Origin of the sequence: Streptomyces sp. NPDC127197 (assembly GCF_042672405.1) — a bacterium.
In the GTDB taxonomy this organism is placed as follows: Bacteria; Actinomycetota; Actinomycetes; order Streptomycetales; family Streptomycetaceae; genus Streptomyces; species Streptomyces flavusporus.
This window is the reverse complement of sequence record NZ_JBHXVG010000010.1, coordinates 269,580-287,784: the sequence shown is the minus strand read 5'-3', so window position 1 is coordinate 287,784 and position 18,205 is coordinate 269,580. Positions and strand designations below refer to the sequence as shown.

The 18,205-nt window shown below is 69.1% G+C and carries 16 protein-coding genes and 1 rRNA gene; 9 read left to right on the top strand and 8 right to left on the bottom strand.

Features of this window, described 5'->3' with window-relative positions; genetic code table 11:
• A 5S ribosomal RNA gene (gene rrf / locus ACFVJQ_RS18850) occupies positions 1-91 on the top strand; the annotation flags it as partial.
• Between the two features lie 61 nt (positions 92-152).
• Positions 153-716, top strand: a complete 564-nt coding sequence (locus ACFVJQ_RS18845; RefSeq protein ID WP_385511262.1) for a GNAT family N-acetyltransferase — start codon at positions 153-155, stop codon at positions 714-716.
• Between the two features lie 2 nt (positions 717-718).
• Here ACFVJQ_RS18845 and ACFVJQ_RS18840 read toward each other — a convergent pair whose 3' ends face one another.
• The 7 genes from ACFVJQ_RS18840 to ACFVJQ_RS18810 form a co-directional block, all read right to left on the bottom strand.
• Positions 719-2,239, bottom strand: a complete 1,521-nt coding sequence (locus tag ACFVJQ_RS18840; RefSeq protein WP_385785115.1) for a type VI secretion protein — start codon at positions 2,237-2,239, stop codon at positions 719-721.
• A gap of 9 nt (positions 2,240-2,248) precedes the next feature.
• Entirely contained in the window at positions 2,249-3,658 is a 1,410-nt protein-coding gene (locus ACFVJQ_RS18835; protein WP_385511259.1) for an ATP-binding protein, read from the bottom strand.
• Positions 3,659-3,672: 14 nt separating this feature from the next.
• On the bottom strand, positions 3,673-5,232 hold the full coding sequence (locus ACFVJQ_RS18830) for an SCO6880 family protein (protein ID WP_385511258.1): 1,560 nt from the start codon (positions 5,230-5,232) through the stop codon (positions 3,673-3,675).
• Complete coding sequence (locus ACFVJQ_RS18825) at positions 5,229-6,563, bottom strand: hypothetical protein (protein ID WP_385511257.1); 1,335 nt, start codon at positions 6,561-6,563, stop codon at positions 5,229-5,231. The genes ACFVJQ_RS18830 and ACFVJQ_RS18825 overlap by 4 nt, the downstream gene beginning before the upstream one ends.
• On the bottom strand, positions 6,553-7,374 hold the full coding sequence (locus tag ACFVJQ_RS18820; protein WP_385785111.1) for a hypothetical protein: 822 nt from the start codon (positions 7,372-7,374) through the stop codon (positions 6,553-6,555). The genes ACFVJQ_RS18825 and ACFVJQ_RS18820 overlap by 11 nt, the downstream gene beginning before the upstream one ends.
• Positions 7,375-7,585: 211 nt before the next feature.
• Positions 7,586-7,894, bottom strand: a complete 309-nt coding sequence (locus tag ACFVJQ_RS18815) for a hypothetical protein (RefSeq protein ID WP_006136301.1) — start codon at positions 7,892-7,894, stop codon at positions 7,586-7,588.
• 325 nt (positions 7,895-8,219) lie between these two features.
• Positions 8,220-8,822: a TetR/AcrR family transcriptional regulator gene (locus ACFVJQ_RS18810; protein ID WP_385785108.1), complete on the bottom strand. Its 603-nt coding sequence runs from the start codon at positions 8,820-8,822 to the stop codon at positions 8,220-8,222.
• 89 nt (positions 8,823-8,911) lie between these two features.
• On the opposite strand from ACFVJQ_RS18810, the gene ACFVJQ_RS18805 reads away from it, so the two are divergent.
• The 3 genes from ACFVJQ_RS18805 (at position 8,912) to ACFVJQ_RS18795 (ending at position 11,950) form a co-directional block, all read left to right on the top strand.
• Positions 8,912-9,856 (top strand): oxidoreductase, encoded by a 945-nt coding sequence (locus tag ACFVJQ_RS18805; RefSeq protein WP_385785105.1) that lies wholly within the window; start codon positions 8,912-8,914, stop codon positions 9,854-9,856.
• Between the two features lie 162 nt (positions 9,857-10,018).
• Positions 10,019-11,047 (top strand): NlpC/P60 family protein, encoded by a 1,029-nt coding sequence (locus tag ACFVJQ_RS18800; RefSeq protein ID WP_385511251.1) that lies wholly within the window; start codon positions 10,019-10,021, stop codon positions 11,045-11,047.
• A 198-nt stretch (positions 11,048-11,245) separates the two neighbouring features.
• The gene (locus ACFVJQ_RS18795; RefSeq protein ID WP_385511249.1) at positions 11,246-11,950 is read left to right on the top strand and encodes a phosphatase PAP2 family protein; all 705 of its coding nucleotides are present in this window, start codon (positions 11,246-11,248) and stop codon (positions 11,948-11,950) included.
• 23 nt (positions 11,951-11,973) lie between these two features.
• On the opposite strand, the gene ACFVJQ_RS18790 is transcribed toward ACFVJQ_RS18795, so the two are convergent.
• Positions 11,974-13,533, bottom strand: coding sequence for an FAD-binding oxidoreductase (locus ACFVJQ_RS18790; protein ID WP_385785100.1), 1,560 nt, complete (start codon positions 13,531-13,533; stop codon positions 11,974-11,976).
• 450 nt (positions 13,534-13,983) lie between these two features.
• On the opposite strand from ACFVJQ_RS18790, the gene pstS reads away from it, so the two are divergent.
• The 4 genes from pstS (at position 13,984) to pstB (ending at position 18,098) form a co-directional block, all read left to right on the top strand.
• Positions 13,984-15,108, top strand: coding sequence for a phosphate ABC transporter substrate-binding protein PstS (pstS, locus tag ACFVJQ_RS18785; protein ID WP_385511285.1), 1,125 nt, complete (start codon positions 13,984-13,986; stop codon positions 15,106-15,108).
• 104 nt (positions 15,109-15,212) lie between these two features.
• Positions 15,213-16,220 carry a phosphate ABC transporter permease subunit PstC gene (pstC, locus tag ACFVJQ_RS18780; RefSeq protein ID WP_385511283.1) on the top strand — a complete coding sequence of 336 codons (1,008 nt, stop codon included), beginning with the start codon at positions 15,213-15,215 and terminating at the stop codon, positions 16,218-16,220.
• Positions 16,217-17,275, top strand: coding sequence for a phosphate ABC transporter permease PstA (pstA, locus tag ACFVJQ_RS18775; RefSeq protein WP_385511246.1), 1,059 nt, complete (start codon positions 16,217-16,219; stop codon positions 17,273-17,275). Before pstC ends, pstA begins: the two co-directional genes overlap by 4 nt.
• A 46-nt stretch (positions 17,276-17,321) precedes the next feature.
• Positions 17,322-18,098 carry a phosphate ABC transporter ATP-binding protein PstB gene (pstB, locus tag ACFVJQ_RS18770; RefSeq protein WP_224735258.1) on the top strand — a complete coding sequence of 259 codons (777 nt, stop codon included), beginning with the start codon at positions 17,322-17,324 and terminating at the stop codon, positions 18,096-18,098.
• Positions 18,099-18,205: the final 107 nt, after the last annotated feature.

The window sequence follows — 18,205 nt, the reverse complement described above, 5'->3', positions numbered from 1 at the left end:
GCCCGGTCACATTCCGAACCCGGAAGCTAAGCCTCACAGCGCCGATGGTACTGCAGGGGGGACCCTGTGGGAGAGTAGGACACCGCCGAACAATCATTGAGAAAACCCCCGTGCCGTCCGGCACGGGGGTTTTCTGCGTTACGGTGGCCCCCATGAGCATCAGCACCGATGAGCGGTACATCGTCCGGTCCATACGTGCCGACGAGTGGCCGGCGGTGAAGGGGCTGCGGTTGAGGGCGCTGCGGGATCCGGTGGCGCATCTTGCCTTTCTGGAGACGTATGAGGAGGCTGCGGCCCGGCCTGACTCCTTCTGGCAGGAACGGGTGGCAAGGAGTGCCGAGGGAGCGGTCGCGGCGCAGCAGATCGTTGCTGAGGGGCCCGGCGGGGAATTGGTCGGGACGTTGACCGTGCTGGTCGAGGAGCCGGGGACGACGGACTGGGCCGGGTTTCCCGTCGAGCGGCGGCAGGGGCATGTCGTGGGCGTGTACATGCGACCCGAGCACCGTGGGTGCGGGCTGACCGAGTTGCTCTTCGACGAGGCCCTGGAGTGGGCCTGGGGGCGGGGGCTGGAGCGGGTGCGGCTCATCGTGCACGAGGACAACGGGCGGGCGCAGGCCTTCTACCGGAAGGTGGGGTTCGAGCCGAGTGGGGTGACCGTGCCGCTGGACGGACAAACGGGGGCCTGTGAGCGGGAGTTCGTTCTCGAAAGAGGGTGACGTCAGACCGGCAGCTCGTCGTGCGGCCAGCGGGAGCGGGCCTGTTCGCGGGAGCGGATGAGGGCCAGGGTGGGGAGGCCCTGGTCCGGTCCGGACGCGAGCAGAGACGGGAGTTGGGGGAGCGGGGCCACGGCCGCGATGTCGTCGAGGACGAGGGTCAGTGGTGGGTCGAGGCGACCGGAGGATGACCGTTCGGCCATGCGCCGGCCGCGCTCGACCACGCTGGAGACGAGGGCCGTGAGGAGAGGCATCGCGCCGGGGTTCGTCCTGGGGTCCTCGATGGATTCACCGACCATATAAAGCGTGCCCCCTTCGTCGATGAAGGAATCCAAGGTGAGCGCATCAGTTCGGTTTGGGGTGCATGCCTCGCGGACGTTCACCGTGAACAGTGAGGACAGGGCGCGACCGGTCAACTCGTGGGCCATGTCCCGGCGTTCGGGGTGCGCGGTGAGGGCGGCCTCGAGTTCGCCGGCGGCGCCGGGAGCCGCCTTGGGGTGCGTACGCAGGGTGCGTACGGCTTCCTGGATCTGGTTGCCCTGGGACCAGCGGTGGACGTGGCGGATGGTGCGGTTGTCGAGGGCGGCGGCGTGAAGGTAGCTGCGGAGCAGCGTCTCGGCGGTGTCGCTGACGGCCTGGTCGATCTTGGCGGTGGGGCGGACCGGCGTGAGGAGGGCGGTGGCTCTTGCTGTGGCCGTTGGCTTGTCCTCGCAGCCTGTGGTGGGGGACCAGTGGAGGCGGGCCGGGGTGTCGCAGCGGTGGGTGGGGTCGTAGAGGAGAACCGGACCGAGTTTTGATCTGGCGTCCTTGGTGTCCTGCCAGAGGGTGGGGTTCGACGTGACGATGAGGGCGGGGCCCTCCGCGTCGCGGATGGCCTGGGCGGCGGTGGCCGCACGGCTTTCCGCCGTCATCACGAGGATTTTCTCCCACCCGCCCACTCGTTCACCGCCGAACAGGGATGTGGGGGGCTCCGGGTGCGGTGGCGTTGGGCGGAGTGGCGCCGGATCCGGGTCCGGGGCTCTTCTCGGAGTGGGGACCTCGTGCGGCCGGTCCCGGTCCGTGACGGGTGCCTGCTCTGCCGGGGCCCGGGACTGTTGCGGCTCGATCGCCGGGGCCGGGGTGGCGGTCTTGGCGTCCTCGAAGCGGCCCGTCGGCGCCGACTTCCGCCGCGCCCGCACCGCCTTCCACCTCTCCAGCGTCCCCACCACGAACACCGTCAGCACGAACAGCATCATCAGCTGACCGATGAACAGCCCCCAGAACAGCCCGTACCCGGAGAGCTGCGCCCCCGGGGTCTGGGGCCAGGCACCGGTGATGTCGTGGGGTTCGGCGACGAGGTGGCGCATGGCCAGGGGCGTGCGGGTGAAGGACACGCCGGACGGCCAGGCGCCGTGGGAGAACCAGCCGGCCAGGCCCGTGGCCGACCAGACCAGCAGCGTCATGCCGAGCAGGAACGCGAGTATGCCGATCAGCAGGCCGTCGGGGATACCGCCCTGGCCGTCCCGCCGGTGGTCGTCCGGTCTCACGCCGCCCTCCTACGCCACCGTCGACTCGGAGTCGTCGAGGTGCTGTTCCATGAAGGCCGCCGCCCGCTCCTCCGCCTCCAGCTCGGCGGCGCGCAGGGCGTCGTCGGCGAGGTCGCTGGCGGACTCGGTCATCGCCCGGTCGGTGAAGACCAGCGGGCGTTCCGTCTCCGTGACCAGGTGTTTGACGACCTGGACGTTGCCGTTGACGTCCCAGACGGCGATGCCGGGAGTGAGGGTCGGGATGATCTCGACGGCCCACCTCGGCAGACCCAGCACCCGGCCCGTCGCCCTCGCCTCGTCCGCCTTCTGGGCGTAGATCGTCCGGGTCGACGCCATCTTCAGGATCGCCGCGGCCTCCTTCGCCGCCGCCCCGTCCACGACGTCGGACAGATGGTGCACGACCGCCACGAAGGACAGGCCCAGCCGTCGCCCGAACTTCAGCAGCCGCTGGAACAGCTGCGCCACGAAGGGGCTGTTGATGATGTGCCAGGCCTCCTCGACCAGGAAGATGCGCTTCTTCCGGTCGGGGCGGATCCAGGTGTGCTCCAGCCATACGCCGACGATCGCCATCAGGATCGGCATGGCGATGGAGTTGCGGTCGATGTGGGAGAGGTCGAAGACGATCAGCGGGGCGTCGAGGTCGATCCCGACCGTCGTCGGGCCGTCGAACATGCCGCGCAGGTCACCGTCGACCAGACGGTCCAGGACCAGCGCGACGTCCAGGCCCCACGCCCGTACGTCGTCTATGTCGACGTTCATCGACTCGGCGGACTCCGGCTCGGGGTGCCGTAGCTGCTCCACGATGTCGGTCAGGACCGGCTGGCGCTCGATGATGGTCTCGTTGACGTAGGCGTGCGCGACCTTGAGTGCAAAGCCGGACCGCTCGTCCAGCCCGTGCCCCATCGCGACCTCGATGATGGTCCGGAGCAGGGCGAGCTGCCCCGTCGTCGTGATCGCCGGGTCGAGCGGGTTGAGGCGGATGCCGTGGTCCAGGGCGGCCGTCGGGTCCAGGCGGATCGGAGTTATCCCCAGCTCCTGGGCGATGAGGTTCCACTCGCCGACGCCGTCCTCGCCCTGCGCGTCGAGCACGACGACCTGCCGGTCCCGGAAGCGCAGCTGTCGTAGGACGTACGTCTTCTCCAGCGCCGACTTGCCGTTGCCGGACTCGCCGAGGACCAGCCAGTGCGGGGCGGGGAGCTGTTGGCCGTAGAGCTGGAACGGGTCGTAGATGTAGCCCTTCCCGGAGTACACCTCGCGGCCGATGATGACGCCGGAGTCGCCGAGGCCGGGGGCGGCGGTGGGGAGGTAGACCGCCTGCGCCTGGCCCGTGGAGGTGCGTACGGGCAGCCGGGTGGTTTCGACCTTGCCGAAGAGGAAGGACGTGAAGGCTTCGGTGATGGCGGAGAGCGGGTCCCGCATCAGGGCATCAACCCCTACCTTCGGATTCCGGTGGCGAACGGGAGCGTGTTCACGAAGGCCCGGTGGTGCTCGCGGTCGCACCACTCCAGTTTCAGATACGACTTGCCGGCCGAGGCCCTTATCGTCCGCTTGTCGCGCGCCAACGCCTCCGGGGTGCGGGAGGAGACGGTGATGTAGCCGACCAGGTTCACCCCTGCCGCACCGCTCGCGAGGTCTTCTCCTCGCTGGTCGAGACGGTTGTGGGCGGCGACGTCGCGCGGGTCGACGGTGCGGTTCATCTTGGCGGCGCGGGAGGCCTCGGCCTCGTCGTTCGTCTTCTCGGTCAGCATGCGTTCGATGGCTACCTCAGTGGGCTCGAGATCCATCGTCACGGCGACCGTTCGGATGACGTCCGGGGTGTGGACGAGGAGGGGCGCCAGGAAGTTGACGCCCACCGGGGTCATCGGCCACTCCTTCACCCAGGCCGTGGCATGGCACCAGGGAGCGCGGGTGGACGACTCGCGGGTCTTCGCCTGGAGGTACGTCGGCTCCATGGCGTCCAGCTCGGCCGGCCAGGCATTGCGTTTCGTCATCGCCTGGATGTGGTCGATCGGATGGTCCGGGTCGTACATGGAGTGGATGAGCGAGGCCAGCCGTCCCTGCCCGAGCGGCTGCCGTACGCGGATGTCGGCCTCCTGGAGGCGCGAGCAGATGTCCGTCAGCTCGCGCGCCATGACGACCGCCAGCCCGGCGTCCCGGTCGACCTTGCCGCCGCCGTGGGGGCGGGCGGCGCGGGCCATCGCATGCGCCTCGGCGGCGAGTTCACGGGTGTAGTGCATACAGGCGACGAGATACGCGCGGTGCTGCTCGCTGCTCGTCGACACCATCGACTGGAGCTGGTCGTACGACTGCTGCAGCCAGGCCGGGGCCCGGTCGTCGCCGCGTACGGCGACGTCCTTGGCGTGGGCGTCGGGGTCGGCGGGGAGGGTGCGGGCGAGCATCTGCAGCCGGGTGACGAAGCCGTCGCCGTTGGCCACGTGCTTGAGGAGGGTGCCGAAGCGGTCGACGAGGGCTTCCTGGTCCTCGGAGTCGCGCAGACCGACGCCGGGGCCCTCGATCTCGATGGCAGCGGTGACCGTCTTGCGGTCCGCGTGCAGCAGTACGGCGATCTCGTCGGGCCCGAAGGGGGCGGCGAGCCAGGTGATGCGGCCGATGCCGGGGGGCGGGCCGATCTCGACCTCCCGCCCGTCGAGACGCGTGCCGGCCTCGATGGCGGCCGAGCGGTAGGCGGCGCCCGAGCGGAGGGTGCGCTTGTAACTGCGGTTGATCTCGAACCACTTGTAGAACGTGCGGTGCTTGTACGGCACGTAGACCACCGCCAGCGCGAGCAGCGGGAAGCCCATCAGCAGCACGATGCGCAGGGAGAGGACCGGGACGAGAAGCCCGCACATCATGCCCAGGAACGCGCCCGCGATGATCAGCGCGATCTCGCCGGTCTCGCGGTTGCGGCCGACGATCGCGTTCGGCCGGGCGCGGCCGATCAGATATGTACGGCGGGGCGTGACCGGATGGGACAGGTGGGACTCGGTCGTCAACGCCCTTCACCTCCCGTGCGGTTGGTACTGCTGTTGCGGGTGTTGCTGGCGTGTGGGGTGTTCACCGGGCTGGACGAGCGCGGTGCGGGTGCGGCGGAGGGGACAGGTCCGCCGCCTCCGTTCGAGGGGCGTGAGCTGTGCGCGGCGACCCCGCCGGACGCCTGGTTGGCGGGGCGGGGGGCCGAGTTGGCGCCGGACTGGCCGCCGTTGTTGTCGGCGCGGGTGCTGTGGGTCTTGATGCCCTGGGCGACCAGGGTCGCCGGGGAGCTGATGACGGCGGCGGCCTTTCCTTCAGCGCTCTGCATGATGCGGTTGTTGCGGGAGCCGGCGATCTCGTCGCCGAAGCCGGGGACGAAGCGGTAGATCATCGCGGAGGCGAAGATGGCGAGCAGGATGATCGCGAGGCCGGAGACGACGGCGGAGAAGGCGTCGGGGCCGTCGTCAGCGGAGAGTGCACCGGCCAGCCCGAGGACGATGACAATGACCGGCTTGACCAGGATCACCGCGATCATGATGCCGGCCCAGCGGCGGACGTGACCCCACAGGTTCTTGTCGACGAGGCCGGCGTAGACGACGGTGCCGAGGAGTGCGCCGACGTAGAGCAGTGCGGCCCTGATGACCAGCTCCAGCCACAGCACACCGGCGGCGAGGATGGAGACCAGGGAGACGACGATCAGCATGATCGGGCCGCCGCCGATGTCCTCGCCCTTCTTGAGGGCGCCGGAGAAGTTGCCGAAGAAGGCGTCCGTCTGGTCGCCGGTGGTTTTCGCCAGGACGTCGGAGACGCCGTCCGTCGCCGAGACGACCGTGTACAGGATCAGTGGGGTGAAGGCGGAGGCCAGGACGGTGAGCCAGAGGAAGCCGATCGCCTCGCCGACGGCGGTGCTGAGGGGGACGCCGCGGACGGCTCGCTTGGCCACGGCCAGCAGCCAGAGGAGGAGGGTGAGGATCGTCGACGCGGCGAAGACGACGGCGTACTGCTGGAGGAACCTGGCGTTCGTGAAGTCGACGTTCGCGGTGTCGTTGACGGCTTCGCTGAGCTTGTCGATGGTCCAGGAGGCGGCGTCGGCGCAGCCCTTGGCCAGGGAGGAGAGGGGGTCGAGGGTGGAGGTGGGGTCGAGGGTGGGGGAGCTGCCGCCGGTGCGGCTGTCGCCGCCGTCGCGTTCGCAGTAGTCCTTGGCGGGGCCGACGATCAGGTCGCAGTTGTCGTCGGAAGGGGACGGGGACGGCGTCGGCGCCGCTGCAGCTCGGGTGGCCAGCAGTACGACGGCGGTCTGTACGGCGGTGACAGCGGCGGCGAGCCTGAGCGCGCGGCGCGGCTTACCGGGCATAAGTGAAGCCTCCGTACTCCTCGACGGCCTTGCTCATCTCGTCGGCGCCGGACGCCTGATTGTCGCCGGGAACGGGGGCGGGGCCATCCTTCTGGGCGAAGCTCTCGACTTTCCAGTCGCCGTCGGCCCAGCGCAGCTGGAGCGTCAGGGTGAACCAGTCACTGGTGACCGGGTTGGTCGACTTCTCCCCCGCTGTGCCGTAGACCCCGGTGCACCAGACCTCGACGGTTGCGGCCGTGTCCGAGTAGCTCGTGACCTTGGTGCCCATGGGCGTGGTGCGTGAGACGTAGGTATTGCCCGCTCTTGCGTTGCCGTTCGCGTCCAAGCCGATACTGCCGAGGAACTCCTTGGAGTAGCTCTGGTTGAACTTGGCCTCCAGCTCGGCCTGTTTGTCGGCGACGAAGAGCTGCCGGACGATCTCGGTACGCCGGGCCGGTTTGAGGATGTCAGCTGAAACCAGCGCCACCGAGTAGTTGGCTGCAGCCGACTGTGCCCCCTGCTCGGACTGGGCGAACCCCGAGGGAATCCGCCCTGCTGCGGCCTGGACCGGCCGCTCCCCACTCGCCGCCGTAGGCGCCGCCTCCGGGCCGGAGCCAGCGGTGTCCGGGGATTCGGAATCGTCTCCTCCACGGTTGGCGAATGCGATCGCGGCGATCAGCAGCACCACCACGCCGACCACCGTGACCAGGCTCCGGGAGGATGACCGGCCGCGGCGCGCACCCCCGTAGGGGTCGCTGTCGGGCAGCCGGGTGCGGGTGTGACCCGTACCGCCGTAACCGCCGGAGGCTTCGTGCTCGTCCCCGAGACTCATGCCGCGTACGCCCCCTCGACGTCGTAGCGGAAACCGTCGTACCGACTGAACGCGTAGATGTACGACGGTAGCCGTGCTGGTTCCCGCGCGGGCGCGGTGTGGTGACTCGACATCAGGGACATCAGGGAAACGCAACCTCAGCCGGTGGGCACGACGGGCGGGTGGGGTGGAGGGGGACCGGACCGGGCGCGCCCGGAGGGGAGGGGCGGGCCTATACGGCCATGCCGTACACGATGGTGAAGAGCGTGCCGAGTGAGCCGATGATGAACACCCCGGTGAGGCCGGCGATGATGAGACCCTTGCCCTGTTCCGCGCTGAAGGTGTCGCGCAGGGCCGTCGCGCCGATGCGCTGCTTGGCGGCGCCCCAGATGGCGATGCCGAGGCAGATCAGGATGGCCACTGCCATCACGACCTCGATCATCACTTTCGCCTCGTTGCCCAGGCTGCCGAAGGGGCCCCAGTCCGGAGCGATCCCCCCGATGATGGTGTTGATGTCTCCCTCGTCGGCCGCAAAGAGCATGTAAGTCACCGCCCCTGGTGGGTAGTTCCGCAGTCCCCTGCGGTGCGCAGAGGTCAGGCCTCATTCTCGCCGACAATGGCGCTGTCGTATGTCGACTTGGCGTCATCGAGTGGCGGGTTTCGTACGAATACCTCGTATCGTCACTCTGTGTATCACGGCAGGTCACGCCGGGCAACGAGGTGGGAACGAAACCCGTCATGTGGTTCCGTCGTTGTGCTCTTCTGCGCCCTGGGACTGCTTTTGACGGTCGGTCGGGTGAGAGGTCGTCTCGATGTTCTCCGGATGAAGGCTATCTGCCGGTGTGACCTGGCTCGGTGGCGAGGGGTCAGCGGGGGCGGAGTCCGTGCAGGAGATGGTGGACCACTTCGCCGATGCCGTCGAGTGCGGCCTGGGGCGGGATCGTGCCTTGGGCGGTGAAGGCGGCGACGCCGTGCAGGGTGGCGCCTGCGAGCAGGGTGATGTGCTCGGGGTCTCCCGCGACGATCTCGCCACGCTGCTGGGCGCCTTCGATGAGACGCACAAACGGCTCGATTGCTCGCTCCACGGCTGCCGCGAGCTGCTGGGAGACGTCCGGGTCGTGCTTGCGCGCGTACATCAACTCCAGCAGTGCGGCGTTATCGATGGTGAATCCGAGGTAGGCCCCGGCGAGACGGGTGAGCCGCTCCTCGACCGGGAGTGCGGGGTCGTCCGCGGCGGCCATGACCTCGGTCAGGCGCTCGAAGCCGGTGAGGGCGAGGGCGTCCAGCAGGGCCTGCTTGTCCTTGAAGTGCCGGCCCGGGGCGGCATGGCTGACGCCGGTCTCGCGGGCGAGTTCGCGCAGGGAGAGGGCGGCGGCCCCCTTCTCCCGCAGGGTGCGCTCGGCGCCGGCGAGCAGGGCTGCGCGCAGGTCTCCGTGGTGGTAGGGGCGGCTCTCGGGCATGCGCACCATCGTATCTCGATGTTGTCGGCGTCATCTTTGTTGGCGTCGTCACCATTGTTGTCATTGACAGCATTGTTGGCGCTGCCTACATTGAGAGCATGCCTACTACGAGCAAGCCGGCCCGGCCGGCGAAATGGAACGCAGACCGTCTTCCCGACCTCACCGGCCGGACGGCGGTCGTCACCGGAGCCAACAGCGGCATCGGCCTCGCCGCCGCGGGCGCGCTGGCCCGGGCGGGAGCGCATGTCGTCTTCGCCGTACGGGACCCGGAGCGCGGCCGGGCCGCGGCCGCGGCCGTGAGCGGCAGCACGGAGGTCCGCCGCCTCGACCTCGCCGACCTGGCCTCGGTCCGCGCGTTCGCAGAGGGCTGGGAGGCCCGGCCGCTGGATCTGCTGATCAACAACGCGGGCGTGATGATGCTCCCGGAGCAGCAGACCAAGGACGGCTTCGAGATGCAGTTCGGCACGAACCATCTGGGCCACTTCGCGCTGACGAACCTGCTGCTGCCGTATGTCACCGACCGCGTGGTGACGCTGTCCTCGGGCGCCCACCGGTTCGGCGACGGCGTCATCCGCTTCGACGACCTGAATCTGACGTCGGGTTACACGCCGGTGCGCGCCTACGCCCAGTCCAAGCTGGCGAACCTGTTGTTCACCCTCGAACTCCAGCGCCGTCTCACAGAGTCCGGCTCCCCCGTCCGCGCCCTCGCTGCGCACCCCGGGTACGCGGCGACCAACCTCCAGAGCCACGCCGCGAGTCGCGTGAGCCGGTTGGTCATGAGCCTGGGCAACCGGCTGATCGCCCAGGACGACAAGGCCGGCGCCCTGCCGACCCTGTACGCGGCGGTCCAGGACCTGCCGGGCGCCAGCTATGTCGGGCCCGACGGGCTGGGCGAGATGCGGGGAGCACCGACCCTGGTGAGCCGCTCGGCAGCGGCGAGCGACCCGGCGGCGGCTCGGCGGCTGTGGACGGTGTCGGAGGAGCTGACGGGCGTGAGCTTCCCGCTGGGGGCGGCGAACGGGGTGGGGGCCGGGAGGGCGTGACACGGCTGCCTGCCGGTCACGTCGCTGATCGGCGGTCGCTCAAGGCCGCTCAGACGGTTGCTGACCGCCGTTCACGCTCCGAACCTGTCCCGTAAGCTCCCTCCTCATCCACGTGGCCGCCTCTACACTGACCTGGGCGTACTCCCGGGCAGCGAGGGGCGGTTGACGGTGCGTAAGGCGTGGGTCGTGGCAGTTGCCGCCGGGGGCGCCGGGGTCGCGTTCGTGATGCTGCTCGTCGTCGGGGTGTACGTCGTCGCCGGGAACCTCGTCAACGGTGTGAACGGGGCGAGCAAGAAGCTGGCCAAGGGGGCGGTGCCCGCGGCCTATCAGCCCCTCGTGGAGAAGTGGGGCAACAAGTGTCCCGCCATCAACCCGGCGCTGCTCGCCGCGCAGTTGTATCAGGAGAGCGGGTTCGATCCGAGGGCCCAGAGCCCGGCGCAGGCGCAGGGGATAGCGCAGTTCATCCCGGGCACCTGGGCCACGCACGGGATCGACGGCGACGGGGACGGGGACCGGGACGTCTGGGATCCCAACGACGCGATTCCGTCGGCTGCCTCCTACGACTGCGAGCTCGCCTCGTATGTGAAGGACGTGCCGGGGGACGCGACGAAGAACATGCTCGCCGCCTACAACGCGGGGGCGTATGCGGTCATCAAGTACGGGGGCGTGCCGCCGTACAAGGAGACCCAGAACTACGTGAAGACCATCACGACCCTCGAGCAGAGCTTCGCCGCGCCCGTCGGGCGGGTCGATCCCTCCGAGCAGGCCGCCGGTGCCATCCACTACGCGCAGGAGAAGCTCGGCACGCTGTACCTCTGGGGCGGCAACGGTACGGCGGAGCAGGGCGGACGGTTCGACTGCTCGGGGCTGACCAAGGCCGCGTACGAGAGTGTGGGGATCACGCTGCCACGGGTCGCCAATGATCAGTACAACGCCGGGCCGCATCCGTCGCGTGAGGAGCTGCTGCCGGGGGATCTGGTGTTCTTCTCGGACGACCTCACCAATTCGCGGGCCATTCGGCATGTGGGGATCTATGTCGGGGGCGGGTACATGATCGATGCCCCGAGGCCGGGGGCTGTCATCCGGTTCGACCCGATCGACACCCCTGACTACTTCGGTGCCACCCGGGTCACCGAAGATGGCGCAAAAGCGCTCCCGGCCGCCGCCGGATCCGGGGCGAACCGAACGTAAACCTCCCCCCTGAGCTGCGATGATGAGTCTCTCTTCGATAACGTCTGCGTGATCATTCAGTGGAGTGTGGAACGCAGTGAGGGGAGTCGTGCGTTCCTGTTGACGTAGCCGAGCCACGCGGATCTACACACCACGGGGGTGGCAGAGCGGCGCACGCACCTGTGCCCGCGGAGACGACGACGAAGGGGCCGCTGCACCATGGCTGGACTCGCGCAATCCGGGTCGAACCCTGACGTCGAGTTGCTCTACGACATCAACGGCCTGGCCAAGGACGCACCGTCCTGGTTCGACCGGATCATGGAGTTCGTGGGTGAGTACGGGCTGTTGCTCGCCATGGTGCTGCTCGTGGTGTGGTCCTGGTGGTCCGTCCGTAGACGTGGCGGCGAGGAGGCGGCCTCCTCCGTCGCCGCGCTCGTGTGGGCGCCGCTGGCGGCCGGCATCGCCGTGCTGGTGAACGTGCCGATACGGGGGTTCGTGGAACGGCCCCGGCCCTTCGTCAACCATGAAGGGCTGGACGTCCTCGTCTCCGGCAAGACCGACTTCTCGTTCGTGAGCGATCACGCGACGATCACCATGGCCATGGGCGTCGGTCTCTTCGTCGCCCACCGGAAGTTCGGGCTCGTCGGCATCGGGCTCGCCCTGCTCGAAGGGTTCTGCCGGGTCTACATGGGCGTGCACTACCCGACGGACGTCATCGGCGGATTCGCGCTCGGCACGGCGGTCGCCCTGCTGCTGTCGCCGCTCGCCATGGCTTTGCTCACGCCGGTCATGAAGGCCGTCGAGCGGTCGCCCCGGGCCGGCCGGCTGATCCGCCGCCGCTCCTCGGTGGCCGGCCGGGAGACCCTCATCCCGGGCACCCGCAAGGAGCCGGCCGACTCCGAGGAGCGGGACCTGGCGGCGTGAGGTGCTCCTGACGGGCACCGGGCTCACAGCCCCTGCGGATACGTGAACACCCGGTTCGGGTCGTAGATCCGCTTCAGTTTCGTCAGGCGGGTCGCCGCATCCCCGTAGTACGCCTCCCGCCAGTTCGTCAGGGTCGGGTCCGTGTAGTTCTGGTAGGCCGCGCCCGAGGCGTACGGGCGCATCGACCGGTGCGCCGACGTCAGCCAGGACTGGGCCGTCGAGCCGGACGTGCCCGCGCGCCAGGCGGCGATGTACTGGGCCAGCATCCGGGAACGGCGGTGCACGAAGGCCGTCGCCGTCGGGGAGACGCGGTTGACCGCGCCGCCGAGTGCGGTCAGGGCGATGCTGCCCGAGCCGCCGCGCACCGACGTCAGCTGCGACAGGAGCGTCTGGATGCCGGTGGCCGAAATCGAGCGGTCGAAGAAGTCGGAGCGGGCGGCGTACGTCTCGCGGCCCAGCGCACCCTCGGGGGAGCGCCCCGGCGTCGAGCCCGGCAGATGGCACTGCGCGTCCGTCGCGAAGGAGGAGCAGCCGGCGTAGACCTCCATGGACTCCTCGTACGAGCGCCGCTTCAGCGAGACGTTGCTCGCCGGGGAGCCGATCCGGGCGGCCAGGCGGTCGACGGCGTTCTGGAGTTCGCCGTAGGTGCCGAGGGAGAACGCAGCGACGGAGACGGTCGGGGTACCACCGGCGGCGTTCGCCAGGTGGAGGGAGGACCAGATCTCGTCGGGCTGGTCCGGGCCCCACTCCTGCCAGGCCTTCACCACCGCGGCCGCCCTGGCCCACGGCCAGCTCAGGTACGCCGAGACCGCCTGCGGGGCGGGGTGCGTACGGAAGTGCAGTTCCGTCACGACGCCGAAGTTGCCGTTGCCCGCGCCGCGCAGGGCCCAGAAGAGGTCCTTGTGCTCGTCGGCGTCGGCGGTGAGCTGCTTGCCGTCCGCCGTCACGAGCCTGGCCCGGGTGAGGCTGTCGCAGGTCAGGCCGTACGCCCGGGAGACGACGCCGTGTCCGCCGCCGAGCACCAGGCCGGAGACGCCGACCGTCGGGCAGGAGCCCGCCGGGATCGTCACGCCCTTGGCGGCGAGCGCGCGATAGACGTCGATCAGCTTGGCGCCGGCGCCGACGACCGCCGTGCCGCCGCTCGCGCGGACGCGGTTCAGCCTGGACACGTCGACGATCAGCCGGCCGTTGCCGGAGGACCAGCCCGCGTAGGAGTGGCCGCCGTTGCGGATGGCGACGCGGATGTCGTGGGCGCGGGCGTAGGCGAGGGCCGTGCGGATGTCGTCCGCGTGGGCGACGTAGGTGACCGCGGCGGGCTTCAGGGTGTCGAAACGGGTGTTGTAGAGCTGGCGGGCCGTCGCCCAGGAGGCGTTTCCGGGGCGGATCAGGGTGCCGTCCAGGTCGCGGGCCAGGGCGGTCCAGGCGGCGGCCGTGGTGGCGGTGGTGCGGGCCGGCGTACGGGAGGTGGTCGGCCGGTCGGCGGTGGCTGAGGCCCTGGCGGGTCCCGTGCCGCCGGTGCATGCTGCCGACGCCACCCCCACGATCGCGGCTGCCCCGCCGCCGATGAACGTCCGCCGCTCCATGGTGCCTCCCGCTGCCGCCGTCTTCGTCCATCGAGACGGGTCCGCCGGCGCGGGGGTTCCAGGGATGCCGGACCGCTCTGCGTTGCGGGGGTGCCGCTGCGGGGAGGCACGACTGCCCGCAGCTATGGCAGCTGTCCACGATGCCCTGTTCCGTGGAAATCGTGTACCTTCGTGCGAAGTGCCGCTTCCGGTTCGTGCTGCTTCGGTAGGCGTCGCCCCTGATGGGCGACCTGCCGGAACCTCGGCGTGTTCTCCCCGTGAGCATTCCGTGACCTAACCACACCGACCGCAGGGGTTCACCCTCCGTTCACTTACGGCCATAGGCGGCTTCACCTGTTCTGCCTAATTTCGGCCGTGACGATGACGGGCGCACCCCGAGCGTGCGTGCGCATCACCCAGACTTCGCACGCCGCCGATCAGGACGGCGGCTCCTGGAAGGAACTCCCGAAAGTGAAGCTTCAGCGCATGAACCGGCGGGCCCTCACCCTCGGTGCTCTCGCCGTCTCCGGCGCCCTGGCCCTCACGGCGTGCGGCTCCGACGACACCGGCAGCAACGGCGGTGACGGTGCCACCAACACCGCCCAGGCCGGCAACATCGACTGTGGCGACGCCAAGGGCCAGCTGCTGGCCGACGGCTCGTCCGCGCAGAAGAACGCGATCGACGCGTGGGTGAAGCAGTTCACCGCGCAGTGCAACGGCGTGCAGATCAACTACAAGGGTGGCGGCTCCGGCGCCGGCATCACCGCGTTCACCCAGGGCCAGGTCGCCTTCGCCGGTTCCGACTCCGCGCTGGACTCCGAGGAGATCGCGGCCTCCAAGGAGGTCTGCTCCGGCGGCCAGGGCATCGACCTGCCGATGGTCGGCGGCCCGATCGCGGTCTCGTACAACGTCCCGGGTGTCGACAACCTGGTGCTGGACGCCCCGACGCTCGCCAAGATCTTCGACAGCAAGATCAAGAAGTGGAACGACTCGGCGATCGCCAAGCTGAACCCCGACGCCAAGCTGCCCGACCTGGCCATCCAGCCGTTCCACCGCTCCGACGAGTCCGGCACCACGGACAACTTCACCAAGTACCTGATCGCCACCACCCCGGAGAACTGGAAGTACGAGGGCGGTAAGGCCTGGCAGGCCGAGGGCGGCCAGGCCGCGTCCGGCTCCTCCGGTGTCGCCCAGCAGGTCTCGCAGACCTCCGGCGCCATCGGCTACATGGAGCTGTCCTACGCCGAGGGCATGGACGTCGTCGCCATCGACACCGGCGCCAGCGAGCCGGTCAAGGCCTCCACCGACGGTGCCACCAAAGCCATCGCGGACGCCAAGATCGTCGGCACGGGCAAGGACCTCGCGCTCGACATCAACTACAAGACCAAGGCCGAGGGTGCCTACCCGATCACCCTGGTCACCTACGAGATCGTCTGCGACAAGGGCAACAAGGCGGACACCCTGCCCGCCACCAAGGCGTTCCTGAACTACATCGCCAGCGAGGACGGCCAGGGCCTGCTGGCCGACGCCGGCTACGCGCCGATCCCCGACGACATCATCGCCAAGGTCCGCACCACCATCGAGGGCCTGAGCTGACCTGAGTGTGCGGCCCGGTCCCGCAACGGGACCGGGCCCGCACCGTCCGGTGCACCGCCGCCAGGAGCCGTATGCCCATACGGCTCCGCAGACCGGAGAACCCGATGGACATAACGACACAGAACACTGCAGCACCTCCCCCCACGTCCCAGCCCAGTGAGGCCGAGCGCAAGCGCGCCGCCCGCGGCGCCACCCGACCCGGAGACCGGATCTTCCTCGGTCTGTCCCGCGGCTCGGGCATTCTGCTGCTGGCGATCATGGCCGCGATCGCGGGCTTCCTCACCTACCGGGCCGTCCTCGCCATCAGCAAGGACGAGGGCAACTTCCTGACCACCTTCGAGTGGAACACGGGCACCCAGCCGCCGGTCTTCGGTATCGCCGTCCTGGCCTACGGCACCGTGATCTCCTCGATCATCGCCATGGTCATCGCGGTCCCGATCGCGGTCGCCATCGCGCTGTTCCTCACGCACTACGCCCCGCGCAGGCTGAGCGGTCCCATCGCCTACGTGATCGACCTGCTCGCCGCGGTGCCGTCCATCGTGTACGGCCTGTGGGGCGCCCTGATCCTCGTACCGCAGATGGAGGGCCTGTTCGGCTGGCTGGACGACTACTTCGGCTGGACCGGCATCTTGGACTGGCAGGGCGGTCCCCCCCGCTCCATGCTCACTGTCGGCATCCTGCTGGCGATCATGATCCTGCCGATCATCACGAACGTCAGCCGTGAGGTCTTCAAGCAGGTTCCGCAGATGCACGAGGAGGCGGCCCTGGCCCTCGGCGCCACGCGCTGGGAGGTCATCCGCATGTCGGTGCTGCCGTTCGGCCGCTCCGGCGTGATCTCCGCCTCGATGCTGGGCCTCGGTCGCGCGCTCGGCGAGACGATGGCCGTCGCCACGGTCCTGTCGCCGGACTTCCTGATCCACGCCAGCCTGCTCGACGCGGGCGGCGGCACGTTCGCCCAGAACATCGCTGCCAAGTTCGGCGAGGCGGACACCTTCGGCCGTGACGCGCTCATCGCCTCCGGTCTGGTCCTGTTCGTCATCACCCTGCTGGTCAACGGCGCGGCCCGCATGATCATCGCCCGCCGCAAGGAGTACTCGGGGGCCAACGCATGAGCACCGTCCTCACCGACAAGCGCCCCACGACCCTGCGCGGCGCCAGTCTGCCCAAGTGGTTCCCGTGGGCGATCGCCGCGGGCTCCCTCGCCGTTGCCGTCGGCATCGGTGTCGTGGGCGGGCTGGACAGCCGGATCCAGTGGGGCCTGATCGCCGCGATCCTCTACGTCCTCGGCACATACGCCATCGCCTCGATGGTCGAGGGCAAGCGGCAGGCCAAGGACCGCATCGCGACCTCCCTGGTCTGGGTCGCCTTCCTGCTCGCCGTGGTGCCGCTCGCCTCGCTGGTCTGGGCGACCGTCGAGCGCGGCGTCAAGGTCCTCGACGTCTACTTCCTGACCCACTCGATGGGCGTCGTCGGCGACCGGGAGCCGGGCGGCGGTATCTACCACGCCATCATCGGCACCCTGGAGCAGGTCGGCCTCGCCACGCTGATCGCCGCGCCGATCGGTGTGCTCACCGCGATCTACCTGGTCGAGTACGGGCGCGGCAACCTCGCCCGGGCCGTCACCTTCTTCGTCGACGTCATGACGGGTATCCCGTCGATCGTCGCCGGTCTGTTCATCCTCAGCATCATGCTGATCTTCGAGATGCAGCCCTTCGGCTTCGCCGGCTCGCTCGCGCTGGCGATCCTGATGATGCCGGTCGTGGTCCGCTCCACCGAGGAGATGCTCAAGCTCGTCCCGAACGAGCTGCGCGAGGCCTCGCTGGCGCTCGGCGTGCCCAAGTGGCGCACGATCCTCAAGATCGTCCTGCCGACCGCGATCGGCGGTATCACCACCGGCATCATGCTGGCGATCGCCCGTATCGCCGGTGAGACCGCTCCGGTGCTGCTGCTGGTGTTCGGTAACCCGTTCATCAACAACAACCCGTTTGAAGGGGCCCAGGCCTCGCTGCCGCTGTACATCTACCAGCAGTACTCGCAGAGCGCGGGTGCCGAGCCGGCGTACGACCGCGCTTGGGCGGCGTCCCTGACGCTGATCGCCTTCGTGATGATCCTGAACCTGCTGGCCCGCGGCATCGCCCGCTGGAAGGCTCCGAAGACCGGTCGCTGACGCGGCCACTCAGCGACCGATTTCCCGAAAGAAGCAGTGATTTTTCATGGCCAAGCGCATTGATGTCAGCGGCCTCAGCGCCTACTACGGCTCGTTCCGGGCCATCGAGGACATCTCGATGACCATCGAGCCCCGGTCCGTTACGGCCTTCATCGGGCCGTCCGGTTGCGGCAAGTCCACGTTCCTGCGCACGCTGAACCGGATGCACGAGGTGACTCCGGGTGGGCGCGTCGAGGGCAAGGTCATGCTCGACGACGAGAACCTGTACGCCGCCGGGATCGACCCGGTGTCCGTGCGGCGTGAGGTCGGCATGGTCTTCCAGCGGCCGAACCCGTTCCCCACGATGTCCGTCTACGACAATGTCGCGGCCGGTCTGAAGCTGCTCGGCTCGTACAAGAAGTCGCAGCTGGACGACATCGTCGAGAAGTCGCTGAAGGGTGCGAACCTCTGGAACGAGGTGAAGGACCGGCTGAACAAGCCGGGGTCCGGGCTGTCCGGTGGTCAGCAGCAGCGGCTGTGCATCGCGCGGGCGATTGCTGTGGAGCCGAACGTTCTGCTGATGGACGAGCCGTGCTCTGCCCTTGACCCGATCTCCACGCTTGCGATCGAGGACCTGATCGGTGAGCTGAAGGAGCGGTTCACGATCGTCATCGTGACGCACAACATGCAGCAGGCTGCGCGGGTCTCCGACCGGACCGCGTTCTTCAACCTCGCTGCTGTCGGGCAGCCCGGCAAGCTGATCGAGATCGACGACACGGAGCGGATCTTCTCCAACCCGTCGGTCCAGGCCACGGAGGACTACATCTCCGGCCGGTTCGGCTGATCAGACCCCTCGCGGTGCTGCATGGCGGTGCCACCGCGGGGACAAAAGGGCCCGCCCCTGGCTTCCGGGGGCGGGTTCCTTTCGTTTGGGGGTGCGGGTGCCTGCGG

Excerpts from the sequence above, each read along its gene's own strand:
- ACFVJQ_RS18790 (WP_385785100.1), bottom strand. The coding sequence starts at position 13,533 with ATGGAGCGGCGGACGTTCATCGGCGGCGGGGCAGCCGCGATCGTGGGG.
- ACFVJQ_RS18810 (WP_385785108.1), bottom strand. The coding sequence starts at position 8,822 with ATGGTGCGCATGCCCGAGAGCCGCCCCTACCACCACGGAGACCTGCGC.
- ACFVJQ_RS18835 (WP_385511259.1), bottom strand. The coding sequence starts at position 3,658 with ATGCGGGACCCGCTCTCCGCCATCACCGAAGCCTTCACGTCCTTCCTC.
- pstA (WP_385511246.1), top strand. The coding sequence starts at position 16,217 with ATGAGCACCGTCCTCACCGACAAGCGCCCCACGACCCTGCGCGGCGCC.
- ACFVJQ_RS18815 (WP_006136301.1), bottom strand. The coding sequence starts at position 7,894 with ATGCTCTTTGCGGCCGACGAGGGAGACATCAACACCATCATCGGGGGG.
- ACFVJQ_RS18795 (WP_385511249.1), top strand. The coding sequence starts at position 11,246 with ATGGCTGGACTCGCGCAATCCGGGTCGAACCCTGACGTCGAGTTGCTC.
- ACFVJQ_RS18805 (WP_385785105.1), top strand. The coding sequence starts at position 8,912 with ATGCCTACTACGAGCAAGCCGGCCCGGCCGGCGAAATGGAACGCAGAC.
- pstB (WP_224735258.1), top strand. The coding sequence starts at position 17,322 with ATGGCCAAGCGCATTGATGTCAGCGGCCTCAGCGCCTACTACGGCTCG.
- ACFVJQ_RS18820 (WP_385785111.1), bottom strand. The coding sequence starts at position 7,374 with ATGAGTCTCGGGGACGAGCACGAAGCCTCCGGCGGTTACGGCGGTACG.
- pstC (WP_385511283.1), top strand. The coding sequence starts at position 15,213 with ATGGACATAACGACACAGAACACTGCAGCACCTCCCCCCACGTCCCAG.
- ACFVJQ_RS18845 (WP_385511262.1), top strand. The coding sequence starts at position 153 with ATGAGCATCAGCACCGATGAGCGGTACATCGTCCGGTCCATACGTGCC.
- ACFVJQ_RS18825 (WP_385511257.1), bottom strand. The coding sequence starts at position 6,563 with ATGCCCGGTAAGCCGCGCCGCGCGCTCAGGCTCGCCGCCGCTGTCACC.